Here is a 16,673-nt window from a genome sequence, read left to right as displayed (position 1 = left end):
CCACGCCTGCCCTGAGAATGACTTGCACCTGATGCTGACCCAGCAGTGCGATGAAAAAGATGACCGGCTGTTGGCCAATAGATTGGGCCCGTCGCTTGGAGTGGACGGGCCGCGCAGGGGAAAACGCAGTTGAACTCAGCTTGGCGGAATGGTGCCAAGAATACCAATCAGAATGGTCAGCAGCAGAAAACCACCCAGGAACAGCGCCAGCTTGCCCATTGGAACCTCTACAGTTGTGATGCGGGAATGGGCATATTGTCGAGCTTGGGCTGATACGGTTACAGATTCAGGTTTATGGAAAAAAAGCGGATCAGATGTGATGCGCAGATGCCGCCGAGCTGGATGCAGCCGCAGTGGTTGACGCTGAGCACGTGTCGCTCGCGGGCCGGCAATTGATACATGAAGTTTCAAAACACGCCTCCAGCTTTGCGCAGTACCTGCGTTGAGTGCGCTGCCCCTCGAAAGCGCCCGAACCCAGCCAATACGGTAGATTGAGTTTGCTTGGGAGGACACGATCTGAAACACGACTTGTAGGATTATTTACCGCACTCCGTAGGAAATGACGCAGCAATGAGTATTGCCTGTATGAAACATCAGTTTCTCCGGCAAATTCGAGCTGCTACGGTCCATTTTTCCTACAACGGTACGGAAGCCTACAGCGTGAGCAAATCATGGACTCGTTCAAAACCTCTGCACTGAAGTTGCAGAAAAATCTGCTTAACCTGCGCGTTGAGCGTGAGCGCTTAAGAGGTGAAGGCAAGGACAAGGAAGCGGATCAACTCACTGGCCCGATCGCGCGGCTTGAGGAGGCCATTTGGCAGCTGCCGGATAGCCTGAAGCCCGACACCTTGCAGTGACCTGCAAGAGCCATTGTCATGCTCCACAGCTCAGGCCTACCCATCCCCTTGCACGAGCAACCTTGCGCTGCGAAGAGCGCGGTAAGGCAAACGACTGCCTTAGGCAGCTATTGCTTCTTCGCAGCATAAGGTTGCTTCGGAAGCCGAGCTGGCGCCGGGTCACCTATCCCCTCAGAACACCTTGATCGTGTAACTCAGAATCAAGCGGTTCTCATCTATATCTGTCCGGTAGTTGGAGCGCGCCATCACATTGCGCACCCGTATCCCAAGCCCGGCCAACGGCCCGCTTTGCACGACGTAGGCCAGGTCCAGGTCACGCTCGCGGTCACGCCCTTCAAAGCCCAGCCCTGTCTCCACGTCCCGCCCCTTCACATAACGCAGGGTCGACGTCAGCCCTGGAAGCCCCAAGGCGACAAAATTGTAATCATGTCGCACCTGCCACGAGCGTTCACCCGGCGCCGAGAACTCATAGGTCGGCAGCGTATTACCCATCGGGTTGGTGTTGGCGCCTACCTGGATAAAGCCGTCATCGCCGCCGATCTGCTGATAGCCCACATAAAAGGTATGCCCGCCGGTCTTGGCCGAGAACAGGCTGAACAGCGCATGGTTATCGTAGTCGCCAGCCACCTTGCTCCCGTCCTCGCGGGCATCGAAGTAGCCGGCATTGACCCCCAGCGTCCAGCTCCCCAGCGGCTCGGCATGCTTGAAGCTATAGAAGCGCTGCTGGTAGATATCCTCCAACTGCGCCTGCCAGACACCGACGCTGGTACGGTTGTCGTTGAAGGCATAGTCGGCACCCACGTAGTTGAACCGGTCGCTGGTAAAACGCGCCAGCCGCGCCGGGTTGATCGGGTCGTTGACCAGCGCGTACATCTTCTGGCTGTTGGACGAGTCGCGCAGGCTGGTGGAGCGGAACTGGCCGGCGCTCAGGGTCAACCCGGCGAACTCGCGCGACTCCAGCATCGCGCCCTGGTATGTCGGCGGCAGCAGGCGCAAATCGCTGAACAGCAGCACCGGCAGGTTGGGCATCAACTCGCCCACTTTCAGCTCGGTTTGCGACACCTTGAACTTGATCGCCGCACCCAGGCGGCTGTATTCGTCCGCCGACTTGCCGCTGTCCAGGCTGGGCAGCAACCCGGACCGGGCATGTTCCGGGCTGCTGTCGAGCTTGAAACCCAGCAGGCCGGTAACATCCACACCCACGCCAAGGGTGCCCTGGGTATAACCGGAGCTGGCATTGAGGATAAACCCCTGCGCCCATTCCTGGGTGCGCGACTGGGTGCTGGCGCCCTTGATATCGGCATAGTCGCGGCTGAAGAAGTAATTGCGCGCCTGCAGCGTGGCGCGGGCACCTTCGATGAAACCGGCCTCTTCTGCCGTGGCCTCTGCACACAAAGCGGCGGCAATACAACCGCCGGCCAGGCGTGCAGACGAAGAAAAACGCGGCGCAGTGAAACCTTGCATAGGGCTACTCCTGGATTTGGGCAACAGCAACCCGGCGCGGCGGCACTGCATGGCCACCGGCGTGCGGGTTGCATCGAGAGAGGTCGGCAGGCGGGCCCCGGCCCGCCTGCCCTGCCGTTGCGTGAAGCGCTGGGCCGCTAGCGGTTGACCAGCTTGGCCGGCAAGGCGATGACCAGGAAGCAGCTGAGGATCAGGCAGCCGGCAAACACCCACAGCGCAGCGTGCGAGGTGCCGGTGAGGTCGGTGACCACGCCCATCAGTGAGTTGCTCACCAGGCCGGCGATGTTGGCTACCGAACAGGCCAGGGCAAAGCCGGTGGCGGCTGCGGTGCCTTTGAGGAAAGTCGCCGGCAGGCTGAAGAACACCGGCACCGCGCCGATGATCGCCGCCGAGGCAATGGCGAACAGCACCACGGTCATCACCAGGTTCTGGCTGAACAAGGTGCTGCTGGCCATGGCGATTGCACCAATGATAAACGGCACGATGATGTGCCAGCGGCGCTCGCGGTGGCGGTCGGAGCTGGCCCCGATCATGAGCATGCCGGCCAGCGCGGCCAGGCTTGGAATGGCCGTGAGCAGGCCGATATGGAAGGTGTCGCTGACGCCCGCATCGCGGATGAAGGTCGGCATCCAGAAGCCCATCGCATAGGCGCTGAGCAGGATCGAAAAGTCGATACCACCGAGCATCCACACCTTAAGGTTGAAGAAGCCATCGCGGAAGCTGTGTTTGCTGTCCTTGCCCTCGGCATCGTCGGCGGCCAGGTCTGCCGCCAGTTGTGCCTTGTCGTCAGCCGACAGCCACTTGGCCTGCTGGAAATGGTTAGGCAATGCCCAGAACGTGAGGATGCCGAGCAAAACGCTGGGGATCGCCTCCAGCAGGAACAGCCACTGCCACCCATGCAAACCTTGAACCTGGTCGAAATGCCCCATGATCCAGCCAGAAATCGGCCCGCCAATCACGCTCGACAACGGCAGCCCGATCATGAACAGGGCAATGATGCGCCCGCGGCGATAGGTGGGGTACCACATGGTCAGGTAGTACAGCACGCCTGGCAGGAAGCCGGCCTCGGCCGCCCCCAGCAGGAAACGCAGGATATAGAACTGGGTGGTGCTGGTGACGAACATGGTGCAGGCCGACAGCAGGCCCCAGGTGATCATGATGCGGGCGATCCACAGCTTGGCGCCAACGCGCTGCAGGATCAGGTTGCTCGGCACTTCGAAGATGATGTAGCCGACGAAGAACAGCCCTGCACCCAGGCCATAGGCCGCTGTGCTGAACTGCAGGTCTTCGAGCATCTGCAGCTTGGCGAAGCCGACATTGATGCGGTCCAGATAAGCTGCGAGGTAGCAGAAACACAAGAAGGGGATGAGCCTCCAGGTGATCTTGCTGTACAGCGCTTTCGTGCCATGGTCGATGTCACTGTGGACCGTGGTTGCATTCGCAATTGGCATTTCCTGTCTCCTGGCGGGCGACTTTGTGGTTGTTTTAAGGCCAGCAGTTTTCGACGCGCCGGGCACGCCGCGCATTCTACGCGGCGGGCCTGGACAGCGCCTGAAGACCCCGAGTGCTCCTGCGGGGCGACCACCCGGACAGCAGGCGGTCATGGACGGGCTTCCCGCACCGGTCCTTGATTGTTATTGGGTAGGCGCTGCCCGGCGTTCAGCCGGCCAGGTGCCTGAGTTGCTGCATGGCATCCTGCCGGGTGACGACATCACCGTACTTGCTGTCGATGTCGAACAGGTTGGCTTCGTGCGGGTCGCTGTGGCGGTCACCGACACACTCGCGCACCACGATGGTTCGAAACCCGTGCTGCATGGCATCCACCGCACTGGCGCGGATGCAGCCGCTGGTCGAGCAGCCAGCCAGCACCACGGTATCCACACCTTGTGCATGCAGCAGCGGGGCCAGGCTGGTGGCGAAGAAAGCGCTGGCGTACTGTTTGCTCAGCACCACCTCCCCTGCCTGTGGCGCAACGGCCTCGCAAAAGGCTGCCAGCGGGTTGCCTTCGACCATGTCCTTCATCACCGGCGCCTTGCGCACCCACACGCCGCCGTCAGCAAAATGCGGAGGCTGGTAGCGGATGTTGGTATGCACCACCAAGGTACCGCAGTCGCGGGCCAGCGCCAGCAGGCCGGCGGCCTGCTCGACTGCCGCGACCACGCCCGGGGCGTACAGCGGTGCGCCCGGGGTGGTGTAGCCCTGCATGAAGTCGATCATCAGCAGGGCCGGCTTGCGGCCAAAGCCGATGCGCTGGCCCCACACACCCTGGTAGTTGTCACGGGCGCTTTGTGCGTCGCTCATGTCCGTCTCCCGATTTCAGTAGGCGCCCGACAGCAAGGCACCGGCGCCCGGCACGATCGGCTCCAGGTCCAGCGCCTTGAGCATGGCGTAGGTGGTAGCGATTGCAGCGGTGACCACCGGCTTGCCGGTTTGCGCCTCGACCTTGGCCACTGCCGGCAGCGATTGCATCTGCACGCACGCCGACAGCACCACCACATCGACGCCTTCAAGGTCCATGCCGGCGACGATGCCCGGCAGGTTGGCCGGGTCGTGACGGGCCACGGCGAGGTTGTCGGGGATTTCCAGCGCGCGCCAGTCCTGCACCTCGAAGCCTTCCTCGCGGATGTAGTTCACCACCAACTCGGTCAGCGGCTTCATGTACGGCGCGACGATGGCAATGCGCTTGGCCTTCATCACATGCAAGGCCTCGACCAGCGCCCCGGCGCTGGTGATCACCGGTGCCAGTGCATCATTGTCGGCGGTGGCCTGCTGCAGGCGCTTTTCAGATTGGCGGTGATAGCCCAGCCCCATGGCCATGATCGCCACAAGGCAGGCATAGCCCAGCACATCGACCTTGGCGTCGGACAGCTCGACTGCGCAGCGGTCGGACTCGGCGTCCATCGCGGCCAGTTCTTCCTTCTTCACCTGCTTCATGCGCATGCGGCTGGAATGGAAGGTGAACCGCTCGGGGCGGATCGCCTGGCGTGCGTTGAGCATCGCCGGAATTTCGGTTTCCATGGTGGTGTTCGAACTCGGCACGATCTGGCCGATGCGGTATAGCTGGGTCATGTCTCGTGCTCCGTCAGACGAGGGGGTGGTCGAGGAAGTCGCCAAAGGCGGCGAAGAAACCGTCCAGGTCATCCCAGGGGATCATGTGGCCGGCGTTGTCCACGTACGCGACCTGGATATCCGGCTTGAGCTCGCGCATTTCAGCAATGTCACGGGGCTCGATCACTCCACCCCGCCCGGCCACCATCAGCAATGCCGGCTGGCGCACCGCAGGCAGGTACTGGTGGATATCGACCTCGTGGAAATCATCGAAGGCCCGCACGATCGCCGGCTCGTAGCAGGTGTGCAGCCACTCGGCACGCAGGGCCAGCTGCTCGTCGCTCCAGGTGGCACAGAAGGCGCGCATGTCATCGCCGCTCATGCCAACCGTGGCTTGGCGGATCGAATCGACGTACCACGGCAACTTGCTCGGGTAGGCGCGGCGGCCCGGCCCGGACACCGGTGGGTCGACCAGCACCAGCCGCTGCAGTCCCGGTGCCCCTTGGGCGGCTGCGCGGATGGCAAAACGCGCCCCCATCGAGTGACCGAGCAGATGGTAGCTATCCAGGCCCAGCGCGGCGGCAAAGGCGGGAATATCCGCAGCACAAGCGTCGGTGCCGTAGTCCAGGTCGGGGCCGCTTGAAGACAAGCCACGCCCGCGCACATCCAGCACATAGGTGTCGAAATAATGCCCAAGGCGCTCGGCGACAAAGCCCCAGGTGATCGCTGGGCTGGTGATGCCCGGCACCAGGATCAGCGCATGGCCCTTGCCGCCATAGCGCAGGTAATGCTGGCGGATGCCATTGGCGCTGACGTTACCACCAGCGACGAAGGTGCTCATGCCGCCTCCCCGCTTTCAAGCTGCTGCCCATAGAGGTCGTAGCCGTAAACCCAGGCTGGATCTTCCTGGCTGTAGAGCCAGGTGTTGGCGTTGGATACCGATTGCACCTGCGATGCCCGCTCTTTGCGGTTGGCTTCATACAACGCGAACGCCGTGCGGTGGTCGGACAGCCCGGTCTCCTGCAGGCAGCGGGTCAGCATGGCCGCGTCCTCGATGGCCATGCACGCGCCCTGGGCCATGTGTGGCTTCATCGGGTGGCAGGCGTCGCCCAGCAGCACCAGGCGGCCACGGCTCCACAACGGCAACGGGTTGCGGTTGCGCAGCGGCCACTTGGTGATCGATTCGGTAGCGTCGATCAGCTTCTGCACCGTGGGGTGGTAGCCTTCGAAGGCTGCGCGCATTTCTTCCTGGCTGCTGTCGACGAACGCACCCTGGAAGTCCCAGGCTTCATGTGGCACGCCGGTGACGAAGTAATACTCGTCGCGCTTGCCGGTGGTGTAGTAGACCATCATGTGGCGGTCTTCGGACCACCATTTGACGCAGGGCTCGAACACATCGGCATGCTGTGCCAGGTTCACCCCGCGAATCAGTGCACGGTGCGCGACCCAGCCGCTGTAGATCGGCGCTTCAGCCCCCAGCAACTCTTCACGGATCTTCGAGTGGATGCCGTCGGCCCCGATGACGATGTCGGCCACGGTGTGGGTGCCGTCGGCGAAGTCCAGGCGCACTTGGTCACCTTCGTCGACGATCTTTTCCAGGCGCTTGCCGAAGTGCACGGTGCCCGGCTGGATGGCCTCGATCTGCAGGGCGTGCAGGTCGCCACGGTGGATGGTGATGTAGGCAGCGCCGTATTCGCGGCGGGCAAACTCGCCCAGCGGAATGCGCGACAGGTAATCACCGGTATTGCCGTCGCGGCTGAACCAGAAGTCCGGGTGCGAGCCCATCAGCTCCAGCTTCTGCTCCAGCCCCATGCGGCGGAAGATTTTCATCACGTTAGGGCCGATATGAATGCCTGCGCCCAGGCGGGTGAACGCCGGAGCCTGTTCGAATACCTCGACATCGAACCCGGCCTGTTGCAGCAATGTGGCGGCGGCTGCCCCACCCAGACCTGCACCGACGATTGCGATTTTCTGCCTACCCCGCATGGGTATGTCTCCTCTTGTTCTGATAGGTGGCCAGCGGCTCAACCGCCTGACGATTTAGAGCGTATACGCTACAAATGACCTTTGAAAAGAGCCAGCTGAAAATATTTTTCAAACAGCTGATCGAAACGAAATCCGGTTGATTGTTACCGTAAATACTGGTCAATGTGTGGATAGGTAACGTTTGAACAGATCACTTGCGCTCGCTGGCAGGATGCGTTTTCATCTGCACAAGTAGGGTGTACACACTATTATTTTGCACCGAGATGCAGCACCAGGCACTGCCATGGTGCGCCCCTGTCAACGCCACCCAGGAGAACCCCGATGCCGGTGAGCAATGCACAACTGACCCAGATGTTCGAGCACGTACTGAAGCTGTCTCGAGTGGACGAAACGCAGAGCGTGGCCGTGCTCAAGAGCCACTACTCCGACCCGCGCACGGTCAACGCCGCCATGGAGGCCGCCCAGCGTTTGAAGGCCAAGGTGTATGCGGTAGAGCTGCCGGCGTTCAACCACCCGACCGCCATGGGCAACGACATGACGGCCTACTGCGGCGACACCGCGCTGACCGGCAACCTGGCGGCGCAGCGGGCGCTGGAAGCCGCCGACCTGGTCGTCGACACCATGATGCTGCTGCACTCGCCCGAGCAGGAGCAGATTCTCAAGACCGGCACGCGCATCCTGCTGGCCGTGGAGCCACCCGAGGTGCTGGCGCGCATGCTGCCGACCGAAGACGACAAACGCCGGGTGCTGGCTGCCGAAACCCTGTTGAAACAGGCGCGCAGCCTGCATGTGCGGTCCAAGGCCGGTAGCGACTTCCACGCCCCGCTCGGCCAGTACCCGGCCGTGACTGAGTACGGCTATGCCGACGAACCGGGGCGCTGGGACCACTGGCCCAGCGGCTTTCTGTTCACCTGGCCGAACGAGGACAGCGCCGAGGGCACGCTGGTGCTGGACGTGGGTGACATCATCCTGCCGTTCAAGAACTATTGCCGCGAGCGCATCACCCTGGAAATCGAAAAAGGCTTCATCACCGGCATACATGGCGGCTTCGAGGCCGAGTACCTGCGTGACTACATGAAATACTTCAACGACCCCGAGGTATACGGCATCTCGCACATAGGCTGGGGCCTGCAGCCGCGCGCGCAATGGACGGCCATGGGCCTGCACGACCGCAACGACGGCATGTGCATGGATGCCCGTGCGTTCTACGGCAACTTCCTGTTCTCCACCGGCCCCAACACCGAGGTCGGCGGCAAGCGCAAGACCCCGTGCCACCTGGACATCCCGCTGCGCAACTGCGATATCTACCTGGATGACAAGGCGGTAGTGCTGGCCGGCGACGTGGTTGCACCAGAGGAGTCGCGAGCGCGATAGGGGTTATACTGGCCGGGCGCTCCGCTATTGGCGGCCGGCCAGCCTCTTTCCACCCAGCCCAAGCCATCCTATGTCGAAAAAAACCACCCCCAGCAGCGCCCCGCTCGACAACACCCCCTACGACGTTACCGAACAGGTCGGGCACTTGCTGCGCAAGGCCTACCAACGGCACACGGCGATCTTCCAGCAGCAGGCCTGCGACCCGCAGCTTACCTCGATTCAGTTCGTCACCCTGTGCGCCCTGCGCGATCACGGCCCCAGCTCCCAGGCTGAACTGATCAAGGCCACCGCGGTGGACCAGGCAACCATCCGCGGCATCGTCGAGCGCCTGAAGGCGCGCGAGCTGGTGCAGCTTTCGCCAGACCCGGGCGACCGGCGCAAGGTCATCGTCGAACTCACCGAAAGCGGCGCGGCCTTGCTCGATGCAATGATCCCCTGCGCCCGGCAGATCAGCGAACTGAGCATGGGCAGCCTGAATGCCGGGGAGCGCGTTGCCATTTTGTACCTGCTGCGCAAGATGATCGACAGCGACGAGAACGCGGGCTGAAGATTGTTGTGACTGCCGCCATTGCCGTCACAGATACGCGGCCTGAGAGATCAAGCGCATCGCGAGCAAGCTCGCTCACATTGGACACGCATCGGTGGTTGGACACAGGCCGCCGTAGGAGCGGGTTCACCCGCGAATGGGCCGGCCCTGCTGGCCAATCTCCACCTGCCGATCACCGTTGCCGCCACCACCGTATTCGCGGGTAAACCCGCTCCTACACACACAAACTCGGGGGCTCGGCACAGCGCGATGCGCCGCGCGGGCGGCGCTCGGTTTCCCGGGCGCCGACAATCTTCATCCCTGCCCCACCATCATAGTTCTCTGCAAATTCATCTCTGGCCTGCTTCTTGCTCACTCATTTCATGTAGTGAGTACTTACCGAAACGCTCGCGTCATTTGAGTCCTTTGGTAGCGCAAGCAACCTCCAGAGATGAGCCAATAATGCAAACAACCATCTCCCTGCAGGTCAACGGCCAGCCCGTCGAAGTCAGCGCCATGCCTGACACCCCGCTGCTGCTGATCCTGCGCAACGACCTGTGCCTGAACGGCCCCAAGTACGGCTGCGGCCTGGGCGAATGCGGGGCGTGTACGGTGATCATCGACGGCGTGGCCGCCCGCTCCTGCGTCATCCCCTTGGCCGGCGCCGCCGGCCGCAATATCACCACCCTCGAAGGGCTGGGCAGCAAGGCCGCACCGCACCCCGTGCAACAGGCGTTCATCGACGAGCAGGCGGCCCAGTGTGGTTACTGCATGAACGGCATGATCATGACCGCCAAGGCCCTGCTCGATCGCATTCCCGAGCCCAGCGACGAACAGATTCGCAATGAGCTGTCCGCCAACCTGTGCCGCTGCGGCACCCACGTCGAAATCCTGCGCGCCGTGCGCCGCGCTGCCGAGACCCGGAGAAAGCCATGAACCACTCACAACAGGTGCCCAGCCGCGACCAACTGCTGGCCAAGACCGGCGTGTTGCTGATCGTCGACCAGATCACCCCGCCCTCAGGCCCTGTGGCCAAGGGCGTGACACCTACAGTCAAGGAACGTGAGCTGGCGCTGTTCATCGCGGTCAGCGACGACGGCATGGTCTACGCCTTCAATGGTCATGTCGACCTGGGCACTGGCATCCGTACCTCGCTGGCGCAAATCGTCGCCGAAGAGCTGGACCTGCGCATGGACCAGGTGCACATGGTGCTGGGCGACACCGAGCGGGCACCCAACCAGGGCGCGACCATTGCCAGCGCCACCCTGCAGATTTCCGCGGTACCGCTGCGCAAGGCCGCAGCCACAGCGCGACGCTATCTGTTGCAACAGGCCGCCCTACGCCTTGGCTGCCCGCCCGAAATGCTGCGCATTGAAGACGGCACGGTTATCGCCAGTAACGGCAGCACGCTGAGCTTTGCCGAACTGGTGCAAGGCAAGAACCACCAGCTGCACATTGCCGACGACGCCCCGCTCAAGGCCATCGAGGACTACCGCCTGGTCGGGCGCAGCGCCCCTCGAGTAGACATCCCTGGCAAGGCCACCGGCGAGCTGACCTATGTGCACGACATGCGCCTGCCCAACATGCTTCACGGTCGGGTCATCCGCCCGCCCTATGCCGGCCATGACAGCGGCGACTTTGTCGGCAACAGCTTGCTGGCGGTGGATGAGTCTTCCATCGCCCATCTACCCGGCGTGGTCGCCGTGGTGGTCATCCGCGACTTCGTCGGTGTGGTGGCAGAGCGCGAAGAGCAAGCCATCCGTGCAGCCCATGAGCTGAAAGTCAGCTGGAAGCCATTCACAGGCAAGCTGCCCGACCTTAGCGATGTCGCCCAGGCCATCCGCGACAACCCGCGCGTGCAGCGCACCGTGCTGGACCAGGGCGATGTCGACGGCGGCATCGCCAATGCCAGCCAGCGCCTGAGCCGCAGCTACCTGTGGCCTTACCAGCTGCACGCATCGATCGGCCCATCATGTGCACTGGCCGACTTCACCGCAGGGCAGATCCGCGTGTGGTCAGGTACGCAGAACCCGCACCTGCTGCGCGCAGACCTGGCCTGGCTGCTGGCGTGCGATGAAGCACGCATCGAGATCATTCGCATGGAAGCAGCCGGTTGTTATGGCCGCAACTGCGCCGATGACGTGTGCGCCGACGCGGTGCTGCTGTCGCGTGCGGTGCAGCGCCCGGTGCGGGTGCAGCTGACCCGCGAACAGGAACACGTGTGGGAGCCCAAGGGCACCGCGCAACTGATGGAAATCGACGGCGGCCTGAACGCCGATGGCAGCGTGGCCGCCTATGACTTCCAGACCAGCTACCCGTCCAATGGCGCGCCCACCCTGGCCCTGCTGCTGACCGGTGCCGTGGAACCGGTGCCGGCGCTGTTCGAGATGGGCGATCGCACGTCGATCCCGCCTTACGATTACGAACACATGCGCGTCACCATCAATGACATGACGCCACTGGTGCGTGCCTCATGGATGCGGGGTGTGTCGGCCATGCCCAACAGCTTCGCCCATGAGTCGTACATCGATGAACTGGCCTTCGCCGCTGGCGTCGACCCGGTCGAATATCGCCTCAAGCACCTGTCCGACCCGCGCGCCATCGACCTGGTCAAAGCCACTGCTGAACGCGCGCAATGGCAGCCGCATACCCGGCCCATGCAGACACAGGCCGAAGGTGATGTGCTGCGCGGCCGGGGTTTTGCCTATGCGCGCTATATCCACAGTAAATTTCCCGGCTTCGGCGCGGCCTGGGCAGCCTGGGTGGCTGATGTCGCAGTGGACCGGCGCACGGGCGAAGTGGCCGTCACCCGCGTGGTGATCGGCCACGATGCCGGGATGATGGTCAACCCCGAGGGTGTGCGTCACCAGATCCACGGTAACGTCATCCAGTCCACCAGCCGGGTACTCAAGGAGCAGGTCAGTTTCGAGGAATCGACAGTGGCGAGCAAGGAATGGGGCGGCTACCCGATCCTGACCTTCCCCGAGCTGCCGGCTATCGACGTGATGATGCTGCCGCGCCAGCACGAGCCGCCAATGGGCAGTGGCGAGTCAGCCTCGGTACCCAGCGCAGCGGCCATCGCCAATGCCATTTTCGACGCCACCGGCATTCGTTTTCGCGAGCTGCCGATCACAGCCGAACGCGTGCGTGCTGCGCTCGGTGGCGAAGGCCAAGGGCCAGATGCGCCCGCGCCAGCGCAGCCGTCAACCAAGCGTTCGAAGTGGTGGTTCGGCTCGCTGGCCGGGGTGTTCGGCGCCGCATTGGGCATGCTTGCCACCGCCTTGCCCTGGCGCGCCGAAATCGCCCCGGTAACGCCACCTGGTGTCGGCAGCTGGAGCGCCGCCATGCTCGAGCGCGGGCGCCAGGTGGCGGCGGCCGGCGACTGCGCCGTGTGCCATACGGTCAGCGGCGGCAAGGCCAATGCCGGGGGGCTGGCAATGGATACGCCTTTCGGCACGTTGTACAGCACCAATATCACCCCCGACCCGGAAACCGGTATCGGCCGCTGGTCCTTCGCCGCCTTCGAGCGGGCCATGCGCGAAGGTATCAGCCGCGATGGCCGGCACCTGTACCCGGCGTTTCCCTACACCTCGTTTCGCAACATCAACGACGCCGACATGCAAGCGCTGTATGCCTACCTGATGTCGCAAACACCGGTACGCCAGGAAGCGCCCGCCAACCAGATGCGCTTCCCGTTCAACCAGCGGCCGCTGATGGCCGGCTGGAATGCGCGGTTTCTGCAACGCGGCGAATACCAGCCCGACCCGCAGCGCAGCGCGCAGTGGAACCGCGGTGCCTACCTGGTCGACGGCCTGGGCCACTGCACGGCCTGCCATTCGCCGCGCAACCTGATGGGCGCAGAAAAAGGCGGTAGCAGCTACCTTGCTGGCGGCATGGTCGATGGCTGGGAGGCCCCGGCCTTGAATGCCCTGGGCAAGTCATCGACGCCGTGGAGCGAAGACGAGTTGTTCAACTACCTCAGCACCGGCTTCTCCGAAAAACACGGCGTGGCGGCCGGCCCCATGGGCCCGGTGGTCAGTGAGCTTGCCACCCTGCCAAAAAGCGACGTGCGCGCCATCGCCCACTACCTCAGTTCCCTGGAGGGCGAGCCGCAGGCACTGGCCGCCAATGCCGCGCCCCAGGTGGACACGCACGTGTCGCTGAGCAACGGCGAGCGGGTATTCAAAGGTGCGTGCCTGGGCTGCCACAGTGATGGGCTGGGGCCGAAGTTGTTTGGCGTCAGCCCGTCGATGGCGGTCAACAGCAACGTCCACAGCGACCTGCCGGACAACCTGCTGCGCGTGGTGCTGCACGGCATTCCGACGCCGGCAACCCGCGACCTGGGCTACATGCCTGGTTTCAAGGACAGCCTGTCGGACCGCCAGGTAGCCGACCTCGCGGCCTACCTGCGCCATCGTTTTGCCGCCGACAAACCGGCCTGGCAAGGGCTGGCGTCCAAGGCTGCGCAGGTACGCGCCAACCCTGGCAGCCACTGAGGCTCAGCGGCGCAAGCCGCGCAGCGCAAGGTCACTGATGAAGGTCAGCCAATCGGCTTTGGCCTGTTTGTCGGCCAGGTCCACGGCCAGGAACGAGCTGAGCGTATGGCGGTTGGAGTTATAGAAGTAGCAGAGCGAGGCAATCATCAGGTAGGCGTGGGTAATGCAGATATCGTCACGGAACAGGCCCTTTGCCTGTCCTGCCTCGATGATCGGCCGCAGCACGCCGACCGCTTCGCCGGACAGCGCCCTGAGGTTTTGCGACTTGCGCGCGTGCAAGCCCTGGTGAAGGTTTTCGGTGGCGAGGATGGTGACGAATTCGGGGTGGCGCACATAATAGTCCCAGATAAACGCCACCAGCTCGCGCAGGGCCTGCTCAGGGTCGGCGAGGTCGAGGCGCAGCTTCGCTTCGGCCTGGTTGAAGCTGGCATAGATGTGTTCCAGCACACTGATGAACAGCTTTTCCTTGCTACCGAAGTAGTAATAGATCATCCGGTCGTTGGACTTGGCCAGCGTGGAGATCTGCTCGATGCGCCCGCCAGTGAAGCCTTCCTTGCTGAAGACCTTCACTGCGGCCTTGAGAATATTGTCCCGGGTACGGTCGGCCTGCTGGGCGCGAACACCGGTTTTGCGAGTTTGCATGTCGGTCCCTGTGGGGCTGGCCAGATACCCAACACTGCCACAGACATTGAGCCATTGCGCGGCTTTTTCGGCTGGGCAAACCCGCTCTCCGTCCGCTACCGGCCTGGAAGTCAGCAGTCATCGGGGCTGGCTTGCACCTGATCATTGGCAGGTACAGCCAGCCGGATCATGACGGGCTCCCGGGTTACCGGACAGGTGCGTTACTCAAGCAGCGACGCCTCGTTCGCCATCATCACTGACTTCGAACTGCCCCACCAGCTTCTGCAACTTGCCAGCATCCACCTTCACCTTCTGCGCACTGCTTTGCAGCACCAGGGCGGTCTGGCGCATCTCGCTGGAGGACTGGTTGACCTGCTCGATCGTCTTGCCGTATTCCACGCTGCGACGGTTGAGCTGCTGGATAATGGCGAACATGCTCTCCACCGCCTGGTGCAGCTGTACATTTTCGGAAGAAGCGTCCTCCGCCAGGCGCAGGCTGTTGTCGACGTCCTGCACGCCCTGCTCCATGAAGCTTACCGCCTGCCGGGTTTCGCCCTGCAGGCTCTCGACCATGTGGCGAATGTCGTCGGCGGCACGCGAGGTGCGTGCGGCCAGGCTGCGCACCTCGTCGGCCACCACCGCGAAGCCACGGCCATGCTCCCCGGCACGCGCCGCCTCGATGGCGGCATTGAGCGCCAGCAGGTTGGTCTGGTTGGTGATTTCGCTGATCAACCCGGTGATGTTGTCGATCTCGACCATGCGGCTGTCGAGCCGCTGCACGCTGGATGATGAGCGCGCCACCACATCGCGGATCGACTGCGTGCCCGCCTGCACCGCCTGGTACTGCGCGCGTGCGCGGCTGACCACTTCGTCCATGGCCTGCTTCATCTGCTCGGCGCTGACCGAGGCCTGCTGCAGTTCGCCGAGTTGCTCTTCCATGATGATCATCATCTGGTGCACGGCGTCGGCCACGTCGGCGGAGCTTACGCTGGCCTCCTGGCTGCGCCCGAGCATCATCTGGTTGGTGCTGCCGACCGTGCGGCTGGCCTTGACCACCTGCCCGGCCACCGCGTCCAGGCGGTCGATGAAGCTGTTGATCCAGCGTGCCATGTCGCCGCTCTCATCATTGGCCAAGGTGCTGGTATCCAGGCGCTGGCGCAGGTTGCCTTCACCCTCGGCGATGGTGCATAGCACACTGCTCATACCATTCAACCTCGCGGCCAGGCGCTTGGGCCCGAGCACGCCAAACAACAAGGTGGCGCCCAGCATGCTCAAGGCCTCGATCACGTCAGTCAGTCCTTGCGGCAGGCCTGCATAGTGCTGCACCAGGTAATTGCAGCCGAACAGCCCCGCCATGATCGCCACATAGGGTTTCATCAACCCGTAGCTCAGCGAACGCCGGCGGTAGACCTCCTCCAGGTCCGCCTCGCACATCATGCCCCAGCGGTCGGGCGAGCCCGGCAACTGGAAGGTAACGCCCTTGCCCACCACTGGCACATGACGGTAGTCCGAATAGCCGGGGTAGGTCACGAACAGGTTGGCACCCCGCCTGATCGTCTCCCTCACGCCAGGGTGCAGTTCCCGCGTGGAAGGGTCGGTGAAACGAAGCTCCAGCTCGGTATGGCGCTGGACCTGTACAGTGGCCCAGGGCGTGTGCACACCGTTCTTGAGGTTTTCGCCATGGGTGAAAGTGGCGTCCTCGAAACGCGAGCGGGACAACGCGGTACCGGGCTGTATGCCAGGGTCGAAGCGCGATTGCGCCATGAACAGGTAGTTGTCGCCCGACTCGGGGTAAATGTGCCCTGCCTCGCGCTGGATCAGGTCACCCAGCACATCGTTGGGCACCCGCCCACACAGACAACCCAGCACTTTGCCCTCGTGCATGAGGGGCTGGTAGAACATCAACGTGACTTCATCGTGGAAGCGCGAGGAAGACGGGCCGATCTGCAAGGTCAGCGAGTCGCTGTAGGGCCCGTGCAGAAACGGTGCTTTCAGCCCCTGCGCCAGAGCTGCCAAATACTCGATACGTGGCGTGCCACGCTGGGGCCAGGTCGAAGCGGTGACGCTGCCGTGCACATCGACGACAAACAGTTCGGAAAAGTCCTCCGCCTGGGCCAGCGTGTTGCGCAACATCGCGCTATCGACTTGAGCGAGCCCGGGCGCCACCTGCTCGGCCAGGTCGGCCAGGTGCTCCCACTGTTCGCGCACCCACTCATGCAGCAACTGCACTCGGGTCTGGGCGATGGCTTCGAAGGTTTGCTCGACCTGCGGGTAACTGGCCCGGTTAAGGCGGCACGCCCA

14 protein-coding genes are annotated in these 16,673 nt (G+C 63.2%); 5 read left to right on the top strand and 9 right to left on the bottom strand.

Features of this window, described 5'->3' with window-relative positions; genetic code table 11:
• Nucleotides 1-135 precede the first annotated feature (135 nt).
• Complete coding sequence (locus tag LU682_RS10780; protein ID WP_172835027.1) at nt 136-411, bottom strand: hypothetical protein; 276 nt, start codon at nt 409-411, stop codon at nt 136-138.
• A 260-nt stretch (nt 412-671) separates the two neighbouring features.
• Here LU682_RS10780 and LU682_RS10775 point away from each other — a divergent pair, with 260 nt between their 5' ends.
• Nucleotides 672-857: a hypothetical protein gene (locus LU682_RS10775; RefSeq protein ID WP_049587743.1), complete on the top strand. Its 186-nt coding sequence runs from the start codon at nt 672-674 to the stop codon at nt 855-857.
• A 171-nt stretch (nt 858-1,028) separates the two neighbouring features.
• Here the strand turns inward: LU682_RS10775 and LU682_RS10770 are convergent, their stop codons facing one another.
• The 6 genes from LU682_RS10770 to nicC form a co-directional block, all read right to left on the bottom strand.
• A complete protein-coding gene (locus LU682_RS10770) occupies nt 1,029-2,321 on the bottom strand; it encodes an OprD family porin (protein ID WP_010954761.1) in 1,293 nt (430 codons plus the stop codon).
• Nucleotides 2,322-2,458: 137 nt separating this feature from the next.
• On the bottom strand, nt 2,459-3,772 hold the full coding sequence (locus tag LU682_RS10765) for an MFS transporter (protein WP_003251108.1): 1,314 nt from the start codon (nt 3,770-3,772) through the stop codon (nt 2,459-2,461).
• 208 nt (nt 3,773-3,980) lie between these two features.
• Complete coding sequence (locus LU682_RS10760) at nt 3,981-4,622, bottom strand: N-carbamoylsarcosine amidohydrolase (protein WP_003251109.1); 642 nt, start codon at nt 4,620-4,622, stop codon at nt 3,981-3,983.
• Between the two features lie 15 nt (nt 4,623-4,637).
• Nucleotides 4,638-5,390, bottom strand: coding sequence for a maleate isomerase (locus tag LU682_RS10755; protein WP_003251112.1), 753 nt, complete (start codon nt 5,388-5,390; stop codon nt 4,638-4,640).
• A gap of 13 nt (nt 5,391-5,403) precedes the next feature.
• Nucleotides 5,404-6,210: an N-formylmaleamate deformylase gene (gene nicD / locus LU682_RS10750; RefSeq protein WP_010954762.1), complete on the bottom strand. Its 807-nt coding sequence runs from the start codon at nt 6,208-6,210 to the stop codon at nt 5,404-5,406.
• Nucleotides 6,207-7,355 carry a 6-hydroxynicotinate 3-monooxygenase gene (gene nicC / locus LU682_RS10745; RefSeq protein ID WP_010954763.1) on the bottom strand — a complete coding sequence of 383 codons (1,149 nt, stop codon included), beginning with the start codon at nt 7,353-7,355 and terminating at the stop codon, nt 6,207-6,209. Before nicC ends, nicD begins: the two co-directional genes overlap by 4 nt.
• Before the next feature lie 321 nt (nt 7,356-7,676).
• Here nicC and LU682_RS10740 point away from each other — a divergent pair, with 321 nt between their 5' ends.
• The 4 genes from LU682_RS10740 to LU682_RS10725 all read left to right on the top strand — a co-directional run bounded on the left by LU682_RS10740 (nt 7,677) and on the right by LU682_RS10725 (nt 13,751).
• Entirely contained in the window at nt 7,677-8,729 is a 1,053-nt protein-coding gene (locus LU682_RS10740; protein ID WP_004577272.1) for a 2,5-dihydroxypyridine 5,6-dioxygenase, read from the top strand.
• A gap of 70 nt (nt 8,730-8,799) precedes the next feature.
• On the top strand, nt 8,800-9,276 hold the full coding sequence (locus LU682_RS10735) for a MarR family winged helix-turn-helix transcriptional regulator (RefSeq protein WP_003251120.1): 477 nt from the start codon (nt 8,800-8,802) through the stop codon (nt 9,274-9,276).
• Between the two features lie 441 nt (nt 9,277-9,717).
• Nucleotides 9,718-10,191 (top strand): (2Fe-2S)-binding protein, encoded by a 474-nt coding sequence (locus tag LU682_RS10730; protein WP_010954764.1) that lies wholly within the window; start codon nt 9,718-9,720, stop codon nt 10,189-10,191.
• The gene (locus tag LU682_RS10725) at nt 10,188-13,751 is read left to right on the top strand and encodes a molybdopterin cofactor-binding domain-containing protein (RefSeq protein ID WP_010954765.1); all 3,564 of its coding nucleotides are present in this window, start codon (nt 10,188-10,190) and stop codon (nt 13,749-13,751) included. The genes LU682_RS10730 and LU682_RS10725 overlap by 4 nt, the downstream gene beginning before the upstream one ends.
• 3 nt (nt 13,752-13,754) lie before the next feature.
• On the opposite strand, the gene LU682_RS10720 is transcribed toward LU682_RS10725, so the two are convergent.
• Entirely contained in the window at nt 13,755-14,393 is a 639-nt protein-coding gene (locus tag LU682_RS10720) for a TetR/AcrR family transcriptional regulator (RefSeq protein WP_010954766.1), read from the bottom strand.
• Between the two features lie 204 nt (nt 14,394-14,597).
• A complete protein-coding gene (locus tag LU682_RS29965; protein ID WP_370688786.1) occupies nt 14,598-15,248 on the bottom strand; it encodes a methyl-accepting chemotaxis protein in 651 nt (216 codons plus the stop codon).
• Nucleotides 15,249-16,673 lie beyond the last annotated feature (1,425 nt).

Source organism: Pseudomonas alloputida, assembly GCF_021283545.2.
Lineage (GTDB): Bacteria > Pseudomonadota > Gammaproteobacteria > Pseudomonadales > Pseudomonadaceae > Aquipseudomonas > Aquipseudomonas alloputida.
Note: the sequence above shows the minus strand (reverse complement) of the source record. Positions and strands in the feature narration are given on the sequence as shown.

Coding starts and splice junctions, on each gene's coding strand:
- LU682_RS10775 (WP_049587743.1), top strand. CDS start 672: ATGGACTCGTTCAAAACCTCTGCACTGAAGTTGCAGAAAAATCTGCTT.
- LU682_RS10770 (WP_010954761.1), bottom strand. CDS start 2,321: ATGCAAGGTTTCACTGCGCCGCGTTTTTCTTCGTCTGCACGCCTGGCC.
- LU682_RS10765 (WP_003251108.1), bottom strand. CDS start 3,772: ATGCCAATTGCGAATGCAACCACGGTCCACAGTGACATCGACCATGGC.
- LU682_RS10760 (WP_003251109.1), bottom strand. CDS start 4,622: ATGAGCGACGCACAAAGCGCCCGTGACAACTACCAGGGTGTGTGGGGC.
- LU682_RS10755 (WP_003251112.1), bottom strand. CDS start 5,390: ATGACCCAGCTATACCGCATCGGCCAGATCGTGCCGAGTTCGAACACC.
- nicD (WP_010954762.1), bottom strand. CDS start 6,210: ATGAGCACCTTCGTCGCTGGTGGTAACGTCAGCGCCAATGGCATCCGC.
- nicC (WP_010954763.1), bottom strand. CDS start 7,355: ATGCGGGGTAGGCAGAAAATCGCAATCGTCGGTGCAGGTCTGGGTGGG.
- LU682_RS10740 (WP_004577272.1), top strand. CDS start 7,677: ATGCCGGTGAGCAATGCACAACTGACCCAGATGTTCGAGCACGTACTG.
- LU682_RS10735 (WP_003251120.1), top strand. CDS start 8,800: ATGTCGAAAAAAACCACCCCCAGCAGCGCCCCGCTCGACAACACCCCC.
- LU682_RS10730 (WP_010954764.1), top strand. CDS start 9,718: ATGCAAACAACCATCTCCCTGCAGGTCAACGGCCAGCCCGTCGAAGTC.
- LU682_RS10725 (WP_010954765.1), top strand. CDS start 10,188: ATGAACCACTCACAACAGGTGCCCAGCCGCGACCAACTGCTGGCCAAG.
- LU682_RS10720 (WP_010954766.1), bottom strand. CDS start 14,393: ATGCAAACTCGCAAAACCGGTGTTCGCGCCCAGCAGGCCGACCGTACC.
- LU682_RS29965 (WP_370688786.1), bottom strand. CDS start 15,248: ATGGACGAAGTGGTCAGCCGCGCACGCGCGCAGTACCAGGCGGTGCAG.